Genomic DNA, 13054 nt, shown 5'->3' on the forward strand with positions numbered 1-13054 from the left:
TGCCGTTGCCGTTGCCGTTGCCGCTCGAGCATCACACATGCTGGCATCAGCACTCAGGCCGATCGCAAGCACCTGCCAAGTAAGGTCAAGGTATTCGTTGACTTCCTGCTGGAACAATATGCTGAAAAGCCCCCCTGGGGTTAGGCCTCTCCTGATGCCTGACAGGAGCAGACTAGACTCTGCCTCGCTTCTATAGATACACCAGCCCCAGAACGGGTTCTACCCTGCTCCAGGAGAGTTTTAAAGCATTGGTGTACCTATCTGTAGGGACAGACAGTTACGACTCACGTTTTTAGTATGGGGTTGACGTTAACAGGAGCAAATACCAGGAGATCGAAATGGCTCATCTAAGACCCCTCGAAAACCATGAAGTCGACCAGGAACTGCGTGACATGTTCGCGCATTACGAAAAAACCCGCGGCTTCTGCCCGAACAGCGTGAAAACCATGGCACGTCGCCCCAACATCTCGAAAACCTTCGGCAAGCTGAACCAGGTGATTCTCTATGAAGGTACCGTTCCCGAAGAGCTGAAGATGCTGGTTGCGCTGGCGTCCAGTCTGGCATCCGGTTGCCGCTACTGCCAGTCCCACATGACCAACCTGTCCAGCATCTACAAGGCTTCAGACGAGAAAATTGCCGCCATCTGGGAATTCGAAACCAGTGACCTCTTCAGCGATGCCGAGCGCGCCGCCATCAAGGTCGGCCTGAAAGCCGGCACCCTGCCCAACGATGTCACGGCAGAGGATTTTGATGAGCTGAAGCAACACTTCGACGAAGGCCAGATCGTTGAAATCGTGGCCACCATCGCGCTGTTCGGTTACCTCAACCGCTGGAATGACACCATGGCAACCCAGCTGGAAGAACTGCCGACCCAAGTCACTGAACGCGCGGTGGGCCACAAGGGCTGGGAAGCCGGAAAGCACGGCTAAACAAGGGTGAATAACATGACGACTCAACAGGTTACCGACGCCGACTTTCAGGCAACCCTGGATGCGGCCGACCGCCCCGTCCTGCTCGATGTATGGGCCCCCTGGTGCGGCCCCTGCAAAATGGTGGGCCCCGCTGTTGAACGCCTGGCGGCCAAACAGCCCGGGCGCTTCCAAATTGCGATGGCCAACATGGAGGCGTTTGAACAGCTCGCCGCCAAACTGGACATCAAGACCACACCCACCCTGGTCCTGTTCAAGGATGGCCAGGAAGTGGCGCGACGTTCAGGCGCCATGATGGAAAGCCAGATTGCGCAGTGGCTGAATCAGCACCTTTGAAATGAAGCACTGACCCAATGGGCATGGGCATCCTGATCCAGTTCGATGCCCTCTTTCCGGTCGATTCTACGGAGGACTCGAACAGGCCCAAGCCCGACAGCAAGATCCGATTATAAAAAGAACAGGAGATATACAGATGAGCATTCATCGACTTTGCAAGCACCTGATGGTGGGACTCATATCCACTTTGACACTGCTCTCCGGTGCCGCACAGGCCGAAACCATTCTCAGGGTAGCTTCCTGGGCACCGCCCTCACACCCCCAGAACAGCGTTGTAATCCCGACTTGGGCCGAGTGGGTTCAGGAAGCCACTGACGGCCGTGTGAAGGTCGTCGTAGACTATGACCTTGGGCATCCCAAGACCATGTTCGACATTGTTGAGGATGGCGTTGCCGATGCCAGCTGGAGCTACCATGGCTATGTGCCGGGCCGCTTCATTCTGCCAATGGCGGTCGAGCTGCCTGGCCTGGGGGCTGATGCCGAAGCTGCTTCGGTCGCCTTATGGCGCACCTACAACAAGGAGTTTGCCAGCGCCGGAGAATTTGCCGGACTGACATTGCTGGGCATGTTCACCCATGGCCCCGGTCAGCTGCATACCCGTACGCCTGTAACGTCCTGGGATCAGCTGGAAGGCAAGAAGATACGTGTGGGCGGCGGTGTACAGAGCGAGCTTGCCTCCCGCATGGGCATTACCCCGGTCTCGGCACCTGCCTCCAAGGTATATGAGATGATGCAACAGGGCGTAATTGATGGTGTCTTCCTTACGTTGAGTGATCAAAAAGGATTTCGCCTGTTTGAGGTCGCTCCCCATGTCACCGTCGTACCCAACGGCATGTACCTGGGCAGTTTTTCCATGTTCATCAATCCTGACTTTTTGGAATCACTGGAGCCCCGCGATGCTGAGGCGATCATGAAGGTCTCGGGTGAAAAGCTCTCCGCTATGGCAGGACGCGCCTGGGAAACGGCCGACGAGGAGGGTTTGGCGACCGCGAAGCAAGAGGGTGTGAAAGTGAATGTGCTTTCGGAAACCGACCCAATGACAACCAGCTTCCATGACCTGATTCAGGGGATGGACGAGGCGTGGATCCAGAAAGCTTCCGAGAGAGGCATCGATGCGCGAGCAGCACTGGAGGAACTGCGTAAGACCGCCCGCGAGTACACCTCCAGCACACAGGAGTAACTCTCTTCTCCGGCAGGGTAATACCCCTGCCGGAGGCTATCTGCCTGGCGATGAAATCACCAACCGCTAACACTCAAGAAACGGTCAGACAGAGCCCAAAAAGCTCATTCTGACTGGAGATATTGAGCCTGCTATAGGCGCGCTTGCGGTAGGTCAAAACGCTCTGCAGTTTAATACCCAGGTCCAGGGCGATGCCATCCGAACTCATTCCAAGCAACACTCGGGAACACACCTCTTTTTCCCGCTGGCTCAACGAGCTGTCCAGCTTGCTCAGGCGCTTGATCAACATCTCGATCTGGGCTTCGCGTGTCATGAAGCTGGATAGTGAGCCGGACAAACGGGAATGTTTGATGATCAAGCTGGACAGTAATGATGCCATACGATGGATGGCATCTATCGCAGTATCAGGGAAAGGAGTTTTATTACGAAAAAGGTTCAAGCAATATAATCCTTTATCCGCCTTTACTATTACTGATAACCGGTCAACAATTCCCATTTTATCGTACCACAGCCTGCGGTATCCAAGGTCGTTTATATCCTGCTGTCGGAGCCGCCTGATAATCATCTGGTCATCTTCCGTGAAGTCCTGCAGAAATTCCTTGTTAGGGTCCAGCCGATAATAGATCGTCAGATAGAGCTGCTGCATCTCCGGGGTAATATTCAGGGTTTTATCACTGGCCGACAGGATATAGGTCACCTTATCCTGCTCTTCAAGATGGACAAGAGACAGGTGATTGATTTCACAGATATTATTCAACCAACACAATAATTCTTCAGAAAAAACCGGACCACCCAGTTCGAGTACCAGTTGAGCAACACCCTCATAATCCAGCTGCTGTTTACTACCCGTCAAAATGCAACCACCGCCTCTTAACCATCTTCTTAATGACCTGTACCTATCTGTAGGGACAGACAGTTCCGACTCCTCTTTTTAGTATGAGGGAAGACGGTAAAAGGAGCAAATATCATGAGACAAAATGGCCAAAACACCCTGATAAAGAATGGGCTCACACCCCAGAATTCAGGAAAACACAACGAACCAACTTAGAAAAGCTTCTTTTAACCCAGTACATGATATTACAACTCAACAGATGCGGCTCAACAGTCAATCGCCATGATGGAAAGCCAGATTGCGCAATGGCTGGACCAGCATCTCTGAACGGGAATGAAAATGAACGAACAACAGCATCATAAAGTGATTATTCTGGGCTCAGGTCCTGCTGGTTTTACCGCTGCGGTCTATGCAGCTCGCGCCAGCCTGAAGCCAGCCATCATCTCGGGAATGGCGATTGGTGGTCAGCTCACCACGACAACCGATGTTGATAACTGGCCGGGAGAACCCGGCGGCGTACAAGGGCCGGAGTTGATGACTCGGATGCAACAGCATGCCGAAAGTTTCGATACCGCCATGATCTATGATCATATCGTATCAGCCGACCTGTCTGCTCGCCCCTTCAGGCTTACAGGCGATAGCGGTATCGTCTATACGGCTGATGCACTCATTATCGCCACCGGTGCGTCTGCCCAGTACCTTGGGCTGGATTCCGAACTGCAGTACATGGGCAAAGGCGTCAGTGGCTGTGCTACCTGCGACGGCTTTTTCTACAAGGAGAAGCCTGTCGCAGTTGTCGGCGGTGGCAACACCGCAGTAGAGGAAGCACTCTATCTGAGCAACATTGCCAGCCATGTCACCCTGATACACCGCCGCAACGAACTGCGTGCCGAAAGGATCCTGCAGGAAAAGCTGTTCGAGAAAGCGGCCAACGGTAATATCGATATTATCTGGGAACATCAGCTGACTGACATCCGGGGTAACGGCCAAGCGGTCAAGGAGCTGCAGCTGGTAAATACCAGCAATGGAGAAGAACGCTTCGTTAAGGTTGACGCCGTATTCATTGCCATTGGCCACAAGCCCAATACCGGCCTGTTCGTTGATCAGCTCGACATGAACAATGGTTACCTGGTCGTCAACAGTGGCTTGCAGGGAAATGTTACCCAGACCAGTGTTCCAGGCGTCTTCGCAGCTGGGGATGTGGCTGATCAGGTCTACCGCCAGGCAATCACCTCTGCGGGTATGGGCTGCATGGCTGCTCTCGATGTTGAGCGCTATCTTGGATAACCCTGGCCGCATCAACCGGCTGGTGATAGCGGCCGTTTTATGCATGAGCGGGAGCCCCGGCCCCCGCATCACCTTCAGGCTTCTACCAACGCTTCCAGAGCTGGATAATCAGTGTAGCCCTCTGCCCCTTGCGAATAGAAAGTGGAAGGATCAGCCCTATTCAGTTCGGCACCGTTTTCAAGGCGTTCAGGCAAGTCCGGGTTGGCAATAAAGGGAACGCCAAAAGCCACGGCCTCTGCTTGGCCAGAATTGATCACTTCATTGGCCTCATCACCTGCGTACCCCATGTTCAGGATCAGGTTACCGCGATAATGTTCACGAGCCGGAGTGACAACATCGGCTTTTTGCTCGCCCAGGAAATCGCCGCGCATCAGATGCAGATAGGCCAGATTGTAGTCATTCAGTCGCTGCGCAAGCCAGGTGATCAGCCCTACCGGATCGCTGTCTTTCATGCTGTTAAAGCTGTTCAACGGAGAAAGGCGTACGCCGACACGATCAGCTCCCCACACCTCTGCCACAGCCTCAATCACTTCCAGCAGTAACCGGGCACGATTTTCAATCGGGCCGCCATAAGGGCCTTCACGACGGTTGGCGCCATCGCGGAGGAATTCATCCAGCAAATAGCCGTTGGCACCATGCACCTCAACACCATCAAAGCCGGCTCGCCTGGCGTTCTCGGCAGCGGCTCTGAAACCCTCGATTATGGCCGGAATTTCATCATCCAGTAGTTCACGCGGCACGGTGTAGGCCTTTTTACCTTCAGGCGTATGTACCTCATCATTGGTAATCGCGATCGCACTCGGCGCAACCGGCTGCTGACCGTCATTGAGCAGTGGATGGCAAGCGCGCCCCCCATGCCAGATTTGCAGGAAAATTTTACCGCCCCTGGCATGCACAGCATCGGTAACCTTTTTCCATCCGGCAACCTGGTCTTCAGAATAGATTCCCGGTTCACGCCAGAACGCCGAGCAGCCCTCCATTGCCATTGTCGCCTCGGCAATAATCAGGCCTGATGAAGCGCGCTGGGCATAGTGCTCGGCCATCAGTGCCGTCGGTACATGGTCGGCATCCGCCCGACACCGGGTCAGTGGTGCCATCAACACACGGTTGCTCAAAGTGACAGCACCAAGCTGAACAGGGGTGAAAAGGTCTGTCATATCAATCCTCGCTGCAGAGAAAGCTATCGGTAAAATCTTGCTGAGATAAAGGGGCTACTTTTCACGTTCATTTCACCAAAACAGCTGTTCCTCGGGTACCCTCTAAAACCTTGGAACAGTTTCAACCATCGGTTGAAGCACAAGCTTCTAGATCAATCGGTTCAATCAACACGACCACCAAGCTTCAGGGGTCCATCAAAACTTGACCTGAAAGCTCCAGCCGAAGCAAGCGGCCATCCGCTATCAGCTTTTTGACTTCATGAAATACCTAGGCATCAACTGAACGAAGTTGATAGTCATAGGTCTTTTAAACTGTTGGTTGAATCAATTTTAAACAGATGGTTACTACAAACAGGGCCTTACTCTGCCTTAAAGTATCAACAAGTCGACAGAAGCCGGCCACGAATTTGGTACCTTCCCCCTTTAATCTTTGGAGTCTTAACATGTGTACAGCCTACGCCCCTCCCAAGGTATGGAGCTGGGACAAAGCCAACGGTGGCAAGTTCGCCAACATCAACCGCCCGTTAGCGGGACCAACGCACGAACAAGTTCTCCCCACCGGTGAGCACCCATTGCAACTTTACTCGCTGGCGACGCCAAACGGGGTCAAAGTCACCGTCATGCTGGAAGAGCTGTTGGCCATGGGTCACACGGGGGCTGAATATGATGCCTGGCTCATCCGTATCAGCGAAGGAGATCAGTTCTCCTCGGGCTTTGTGGACATCAACCCGAACTCCAAGATTCCGGCCCTGGTCGATTACAGTGCCGATAAACCTGTACGCGTTTTTGAGTCCGGCTCTATTCTGCTCTATCTTGCAGAGAAGTTTGGCGCCCTGCTACCCACCGATTTTCAGTCAAGAACAGAGGCCATGAACTGGCTGTTCTGGCAGGTAGGCTCAGCACCTTACCTGGGTGGGGGCTTTGGCCATTTTTATGCCTATGCCCCGGAAGCGTTTGAATACCCGATCAACCGCTTTACCATGGAAACCAAACGTCAACTGGATGTACTCAACCGCGAACTGGCCGAAAAGCCTTTTATTGCTGGAGATGAATACAGCATCGCCGATATCGCCATCTGGCCCTGGTATGGCGCGTTGGTTCGAGGGGATTTGTACAACGCAGCGGAGTTCCTCTCCGTGTCTGACTACCCCAATCTCATGCGATGGGCTGACTGCATCGCTGAACGCCCTGCCGTCAAACGCGGACGCAGGGTTAACCGTACTTGGGGGGAGGAATCCATGCAGCTTGCCGAACGGCACAGTGCCGACGATTTGGGTACCGAATAGGACCCACTGCGCCCTGCCTTTTAGTCAGGGCTTTAACACAGCTTCAGGGACATAAAACAGCCTGTCATGATCCCCAATCAGCTCAACACCTTCATTGCGGTAGTCAAAAACGGAAATTTTTCCTCCGCGGCCCGCCAACTTGGCGTTTCATCTGCTGCGGTCAGCAAGGCAATTGCACAACTCGAGAAAACGCTGGAGTTACGCCTGTTCCACAGGACCACTCACTCGTTGACACTGACCGAAGACGGCCACGAGCTTTACAGAAGAACGGGGCATCTGGTTGAGCAGCTTGAAGACCAGATCCGGCTCAGCACAGACAAGCAAAAAGCACCAAGTGGTCGGCTGAAAGTCAATTTGCCCGACAGTTTCGGACGCATGGTGGTACTGCCGTTGGTACCTTCATTTCTGGAACAATATCCGGATATCGAGCTCGACCTGACGTTTGATGATCGTATTGGTGATCTGGTCAAGGAAGGTGCTGACGTTGGCATCGGCGTGATGCTTAACCCGGACAGTCGCCTGATCGCCAGAGATTTCTACAAGCTTCAGCCGGTGCTCGTCGCCAGTCGCAACTACATAGACCAACATGGTGAACCCCAAACACCTGAAGACCTGTCAGAGCACAACTGCATCGCTTACCGATCCCCAACCACAGGACGAAAACGTACCTGGAATTTCAGGATTGATGGTGAGCTGGTTCAGATCGAACCTCAGGGCAATCTGATCGTTAACAACCTCTCAGCCGCCATCAAAGCCGTCGAGATGGATATCGGTATTTCCGCTGTGGGGATTGGTCATGCAAAATCATGTATTGAACTGGGGTGCTTTCGCAGAGTCTTAAGAAACTATGAGGTCGATCCCATTCAGATCATGATCTATTACTCGTCACGCAACTATCTGCCTGCCAAAACACGACTGTTTATCGACCACATGCTGGATCATGTTCATGAAGAACGGACGATCGATCTGGATGACATGATCCATGAGATTTAACCGGTAGGTGGCGTGAAGGCTGACAGCAGCCACAAGACTTGGTTGGTCCCATGACTGCCAGATCAGTTACCTGGTATATAACAGCACATTTCAAGTCTGTTACTCACTTAACCGGTCACTCAACCAGGTCCGAATCCAATAGATATTTGGATAGCGAGCGGCGTGCCTGATCACTGAGTCGGTCAGACTTTCGCGTCCTGTTATCGACTTGAACAATTACGGTCTCTGCGGTTGCTACGCACTGGCCGTCCTGAAACACCCCCTGGAGCAGCCTCATGGAGCTGTTGCCTACACTCATGACCCCCGTGCCAATATCCACTTTCCCCGGCCAATTAATCTCCGCAAGGAGCTGCAAGTTCAAGCTGGCAATCACAAAAGAATTTTTCTCAGACATGAGTGGCAGCTCGGAAGCGAACATCAATTCGACCCGCCCTGTTTCCAGGTAAGTTGAGAATACAGCGTTATTGACATGCCCTTGCCTGTCCGTGTCGCCATACCTGATCTTGTCGAAGGATTGGGACGGAAATGCTTCCAGTGGGAGCCGGGAGGATGTGTTCATTTTGTTATTACACCTCACTATCGAGTTTGGCATGCAGCCGCGATGATCATTATTTGTTGGGTTTCGTTTTACGTTTACGTATAAGGGTACAGCCTATCCAAAAGATGACAACCATGCCTAAGGCATTGATATTGAACCGTAAGAGAGAACCTCAAGCAACCTTCAGGCGTCCAGCAGGACACGTAATAAAATGGGACCAGATCAGTTTGCATCAAGCTAAGTGACCAATAAAAATCAAATTTGATGTGCTGTTGGTACTGGCGATCCTGCCCCAATCGTTCTATAGGTTGGAGATACGGAGGATACCTTGCTTCTCGGGACGAGACAGAGAACTGCCACGTTGTCCCGTTCCCACGGCATCGCCCATTTTCGTCCAATAAATCATCCTCCAGCGCAAACCGCTGAACTATTCCACTTTGTGCAGGGGGCCAGGCTTTAGACAGGAACCTCAATGTGACAAAGCTGCGCCGGCTTATCCCAAAGCTTCTCGTCAAACTCAAGGGCCCTCTCTCCCTCCAGGCTCAAGACTTTGGGGTTGCGCTACTCGTCTTTGGTCTGGCGTTCGGTACTGCCAGCACCTGGATTCACTTCAATCACAATTTCCGGGACGAAGAACAGCAGCTGCAGACCCAGCAAACTGCACTGATCCACGCATCAGTATTCGAGCTTAATCTGCAGCGTTCCCTTTCAGCGGCTAAGATTCTAGGGTCCTATGTCGAAATCAAGCAGGGGGATAGCAGTGGTTTCGAGCAGCAGGCACAGGTCTTGTTGGAATCTCTTGGTGGGATCACCAACCTGCAACTGGCTCCCGACGGCATCATCACACAAATCTATCCGCCAAGTGGACATGAGGCCGCTCTGGGTCACAACTTGATCAAGCAGGACAGCCGCCGTACTGAAGCACTCACGGCCATTCGGGATCATCGCATGACGGTCGCCGGCCCCTTTGAACTGATACAAGGCGGAACCGCGATCGTGGCACGCTACCCGGTCTTTCTGCCAGCGGACACGCATGGCATGCAGATCGAAAACACTAGTGATCTGCCATTTGCCCGTCAGGGTGATCGACAATTCTGGGGATTCGCTTCAGTGCTGATCATGTTCGATGACGCGCTCGCTTTCACCGAACTCGACAATGCCGCTCGCCAGGGCTTCGCCTACCGGATCCGGCGACAGCATCCTGATACCGGGCAGTGGCAGGTGCTTGCCGGTCAGTTGACCCTACCGGACATCTTTGTCGCCACCAGCCCAATAAGACTACCGAACGCTGTCTGGCAGCTGGATATTGCGCCACTGGCCCCCGCCGTAGCGCAGTTCGCCAAGATACTGGAGTGGATCGCAGCACTGCTCTTCGCCATCGTGCTGTCGGTGCTGGCCGTGATTCTGGTTCGACGCCCCCGCGTGTTGGCCCGACTCGTCGAACTGCGCACCTTGGAACTGCAGCGGACCCAGCAGGAACTCAAAGAGGCCAAAGTGCGTGCGGAAGATGCCAGCCAAGCCAAATCTGATTTCTTAGCGGTGATGAGCCACGAAATTCGTACACCGCTCAATGGGGTGCTGGGACTGCTCGAGCTTTTGGCAGACGCCAACCTTACGCCCCGGGAGGCCTCCTTTCTCAAGACTGCAAGGGAGTCCGGCGAAGCACTGCTGGAGGTCATCAACGATATCCTCGACTTTTCGAAGATGGAAGCCGGACAAATGCAGCTCGAGGAATCCACCATCGAGACACGTAAGCTGGTCGCAAGCGTCTCAATGCTGATGAGGCCCAAGGCAACCTCGAAGGGACTAACTCTTGAAAGTAACTTCAGTGGTGAAATACCGGTGCATTTCACCGGCGACCCTGGTCGCGTGCGTCAGGTTTTGTTGAACATGACCAGTAACGCTGTCAAGTACACCGGAAGCGGCACTATTTGCCTCGAAGTACATGGCCAACATATCGAGGACGACCGCTATCGGTTGCTATTCTCCGTCACCGATACTGGCATCGGGATCGATCTGGACCATCAACCTAACCTGTTCGAACGCTTCGCCACCGTTGATGCCTCCTATTCACGCCGCTATGGAGGAACCGGTCTCGGCCTTTCCATCTGCCGCGAACTTGTCGGGCTAATGGGCGGTACTCTTGGCGTCGATAGCCGCCCGGGCGCCGGCAGTCGGTTCTGGTTTGAGCTCACTGTCAACGCCACCAGTCCGGAGGGCACCAGCAATATGCCCATGCCACCACCAGCTTCGGCTTCGATCCGTCCACTCAAAGTCCTAGTGGTAGAAGATGTCGTCACCAACCTGCTGGTAATTCGTGAGATGCTCCTCCGCGCAGGCCATCGCGTGCAGATGGCGAAAAATGGTATCGAAGCCATACAAGCACTGCAAATAGCGCCGTTCGACCTGGTGCTGATGGATCTATCGATGCCGGAAATGGATGGTCTGGAGGCGACGCGCGCCATCCGGGCAATGGAGGAACCTGCATCAGGAGTGATTATTATCGCCATGACCGCGCACACCTTTGAAGAGGAGCGCACTCGCTGTCTCGAAGCCGGTATGAATGATTACCTGACCAAGCCGATTGATCGCCAACGCTTGCTGGCTACCATTACCCATTGGTTTGCCGACAAGAAAGATTACGACATGCCTGCCGGGGACGACAAAGCGTGGCAGTCTCTGACAGAGTCGGATGCCGTCGATGAGAGAACTCTGGCTCAACTCGCTGAGGACATCGGTGTGCAACGGGTTCCAGAACTGGTGAACATTTTCATACAGGATGCGCGCAGCCGGCTAGCACAATTCGAAGAGGCACTGCAGCATCTCTCACTCGACAAGCTTCAGCGTGAAGCGCACTCGCTGGCCAGCAGTGGCGCCACCTATGGCCTGCCAGAGCTGCACAGGCTTGCTCGGACTGTCGAACAAGCTTGTCGTGACGGAGACCAGGAAATGATAGCGGCCTCCGCCGACCAGCTGATCCTCCGGGGGCCGATCCTTATCGATACCCTTGTTACATTCATGTCCCACTGGGAGGACCAGCAGCCAACTGCGCGATAGCGCCTACTCACGCCAGGCAGCTTTCTTGCGGTAGATGGTGGCGGCACTGATCCCCAAATGATAGGCAGCATCCGCGATGTTGCCGTCGCAGATTGCGATCGCCTGTTCTATGGCTTCGCGCTCGACGTCAGCCAACCGGCGGATCTCCTGTGAAGTTGGTGTTGCCGGCCTGGATGCTGCAGTCGGCAGCTTGGGTGCAGCTGGTTTGGACGCAGTCCCGGCAATGGATTCCGGGACCAGCACTTTTTGCAGCATTGCCTCGGTAACAGTTTCGCCCTGATTGAGAACCACGATGTTACGAATCACGTTCTGCAGCTGTCGGACGTTTCCTGGCCAGCCGTACTCGCTCAACAGGCGCTCCGCTTCAGGCGAAAAGTGTGTGAACACCTTGTGCTCCTCGGTAGCATATAGAGCAAGAAAGTGCTGGGCGATCTCCAGCACATCACCGTCGCGCTCTCGTAGTGGCGGCAGCATGATTGGCAGTACATGAAGACGGTAATAGAGGTCTTCACGAAACCGTCCTCGGCGAACCTCCTCTAGCGGATCCCGGTTGGTCGCGCAAATAATGCGCACATCCACCTCCCGCGTTTTGCTGCTGCCGACCGACTGGAAGCGACCGGTCTGCAGAAAACGCAGCAGCTTCGGCTGCAGCTCAAGATCCATCTCGCAGATTTCATCGAGAAACAGGGTACCACCATCGGCCTGCTGCGCCGCGCCCTTGCGATCGTTGAGTGCACCGGTAAAAGCGCCCTTGATATGACCAAACACCTCGCTCTCGATCAAGTCCCCGGGAATAGCACTGCAGTTGATTGCAATAAAGGGGCCCTTGGCCCGGGAACTATGCTGGTGTATCGACTCGGCACAGACTTCCTTACCCGTTCCGCTTTCACCGGTAATAAACACCGTGGCACGCGAGCTGGCGGCACTTTCGATAATGCGGTAGACCGATTGCATCTCAAGTGACGAGCCGATAAATCCTCCAAAGCCGTGCTGATCAAGTTCACGATAATTATCCAGCATTTGGCTCAGACGACTGCGCTCAATTACATTGCCGAGAGTTGTGTAGAGACGTTCCTTGCCAAACGGCTTGACGATAAAATCACTGGCACCGAGCCGCATCGACTCGACAGCAGTACTGAGCGCCCCGTCACCTGTCACCACTACCACCTCGGTGGGAAGCTCCCGTTCGCGAATCCAGCGCAAGATATCCTGACCATTCATATCCGGCAGAGTAAGGTCGAGCAAGACGACATCGGGCAGCTCCCCTGACTCGAGCAGGCTTAGCGCTTCCGCACCAGTGGTGACATGTGTCAGATTGCAGGATTCCTGTTCCAGATACGCTTTATAGAGCGCGGCTATAGCTGCATCATCTTCAACCAGCAGCAGGTTGTAATGCGCCATCGTGCCTCCTTAAAACCCTTCATAGAGGAGTTCCTTGCAGTATAGAACCTGGAATCTG

11 protein-coding genes are annotated in these 13054 nt (G+C 54.0%); 7 read left to right on the forward strand and 4 right to left on the reverse strand.

Features of this window, described 5'->3' with window-relative positions:
* The first annotated feature begins 338 nt into the window (after positions 1–338).
* From ABD013_RS15750 to ABD013_RS15760, 3 genes are all read left to right on the forward strand, one after another.
* Complete coding sequence (locus ABD013_RS15750) at positions 339–929, forward strand: carboxymuconolactone decarboxylase family protein (protein WP_343808076.1); 591 nt, start codon at positions 339–341, stop codon at positions 927–929.
* A 15-nt stretch (positions 930–944) separates the two neighbouring features.
* Positions 945–1265: a thioredoxin gene (gene trxA, locus ABD013_RS15755; protein WP_343808079.1), complete on the forward strand. Its 321-nt coding sequence runs from the start codon at positions 945–947 to the stop codon at positions 1263–1265.
* A 136-nt stretch (positions 1266–1401) separates the two neighbouring features.
* Complete coding sequence (locus ABD013_RS15760) at positions 1402–2445, forward strand: TRAP transporter substrate-binding protein (protein ID WP_343808082.1); 1044 nt, start codon at positions 1402–1404, stop codon at positions 2443–2445.
* A 73-nt stretch (positions 2446–2518) separates the two neighbouring features.
* Here ABD013_RS15760 and ABD013_RS15765 read toward each other — a convergent pair whose 3' ends face one another.
* Positions 2519–3298 carry a helix-turn-helix transcriptional regulator gene (locus tag ABD013_RS15765; RefSeq protein ID WP_343808085.1) on the reverse strand — a complete coding sequence of 260 codons (780 nt, stop codon included), beginning with the start codon at positions 3296–3298 and terminating at the stop codon, positions 2519–2521.
* 318 nt (positions 3299–3616) lie between these two features.
* Between ABD013_RS15765 and trxB the strand changes: the two genes are divergently transcribed.
* A complete protein-coding gene (gene trxB / locus ABD013_RS15770; protein ID WP_343808088.1) occupies positions 3617–4564 on the forward strand; it encodes a thioredoxin-disulfide reductase in 948 nt (315 codons plus the stop codon).
* A gap of 74 nt (positions 4565–4638) precedes the next feature.
* On the opposite strand, the gene ABD013_RS15775 is transcribed toward trxB, so the two are convergent.
* Positions 4639–5721, reverse strand: a complete 1083-nt coding sequence (locus ABD013_RS15775; protein ID WP_343808091.1) for an alkene reductase — start codon at positions 5719–5721, stop codon at positions 4639–4641.
* A 443-nt stretch (positions 5722–6164) separates the two neighbouring features.
* Here ABD013_RS15775 and yghU point away from each other — a divergent pair, with 443 nt between their 5' ends.
* Positions 6165–7007 (forward strand): glutathione-dependent disulfide-bond oxidoreductase, encoded by an 843-nt coding sequence (gene yghU / locus ABD013_RS15780; RefSeq protein ID WP_343808094.1) that lies wholly within the window; start codon positions 6165–6167, stop codon positions 7005–7007.
* Between the two features lie 66 nt (positions 7008–7073).
* The gene (locus ABD013_RS15785; RefSeq protein WP_343808097.1) at positions 7074–8000 is read left to right on the forward strand and encodes a LysR family transcriptional regulator; all 927 of its coding nucleotides are present in this window, start codon (positions 7074–7076) and stop codon (positions 7998–8000) included.
* 115 nt (positions 8001–8115) lie between these two features.
* On the opposite strand, the gene ABD013_RS15790 is transcribed toward ABD013_RS15785, so the two are convergent.
* Complete coding sequence (locus tag ABD013_RS15790; protein ID WP_343808100.1) at positions 8116–8559, reverse strand: acyl-CoA thioesterase; 444 nt, start codon at positions 8557–8559, stop codon at positions 8116–8118.
* Between the two features lie 453 nt (positions 8560–9012).
* On the opposite strand from ABD013_RS15790, the gene ABD013_RS15795 reads away from it, so the two are divergent.
* Positions 9013–11595 (forward strand): ATP-binding protein, encoded by a 2583-nt coding sequence (locus ABD013_RS15795; protein WP_343808103.1) that lies wholly within the window; start codon positions 9013–9015, stop codon positions 11593–11595.
* A 3-nt stretch (positions 11596–11598) separates the two neighbouring features.
* On the opposite strand, the gene ABD013_RS15800 is transcribed toward ABD013_RS15795, so the two are convergent.
* The gene (locus ABD013_RS15800) at positions 11599–12996 is read right to left on the reverse strand and encodes a sigma-54-dependent transcriptional regulator (RefSeq protein ID WP_343808106.1); all 1398 of its coding nucleotides are present in this window, start codon (positions 12994–12996) and stop codon (positions 11599–11601) included.
* Between the last annotated feature and the right edge of the window lie 58 nt (positions 12997–13054).

The organism is Marinobacterium maritimum (assembly GCF_039523155.1).
Taxonomy (GTDB): domain Bacteria; phylum Pseudomonadota; class Gammaproteobacteria; order Pseudomonadales; family Balneatricaceae; genus Marinobacterium; species Marinobacterium maritimum.

Bases quoted from the DNA above. Each gene is read 5' to 3' on its own strand.
- ABD013_RS15750 (WP_343808076.1), top strand. From the start codon at position 339: ATGGCTCATCTAAGACCCCTCGAAAACCATGAAGTCGACCAGGAACTG.
- trxA (WP_343808079.1), top strand. From the start codon at position 945: ATGACGACTCAACAGGTTACCGACGCCGACTTTCAGGCAACCCTGGAT.
- ABD013_RS15760 (WP_343808082.1), top strand. From the start codon at position 1,402: ATGAGCATTCATCGACTTTGCAAGCACCTGATGGTGGGACTCATATCC.
- trxB (WP_343808088.1), top strand. From the start codon at position 3,617: ATGAACGAACAACAGCATCATAAAGTGATTATTCTGGGCTCAGGTCCT.
- ABD013_RS15775 (WP_343808091.1), bottom strand. From the start codon at position 5,721: ATGACAGACCTTTTCACCCCTGTTCAGCTTGGTGCTGTCACTTTGAGC.
- yghU (WP_343808094.1), top strand. From the start codon at position 6,165: ATGTGTACAGCCTACGCCCCTCCCAAGGTATGGAGCTGGGACAAAGCC.
- ABD013_RS15785 (WP_343808097.1), top strand. From the start codon at position 7,074: ATGATCCCCAATCAGCTCAACACCTTCATTGCGGTAGTCAAAAACGGA.
- ABD013_RS15790 (WP_343808100.1), bottom strand. From the start codon at position 8,559: ATGAACACATCCTCCCGGCTCCCACTGGAAGCATTTCCGTCCCAATCC.
- ABD013_RS15800 (WP_343808106.1), bottom strand. From the start codon at position 12,996: ATGGCGCATTACAACCTGCTGCTGGTTGAAGATGATGCAGCTATAGCC.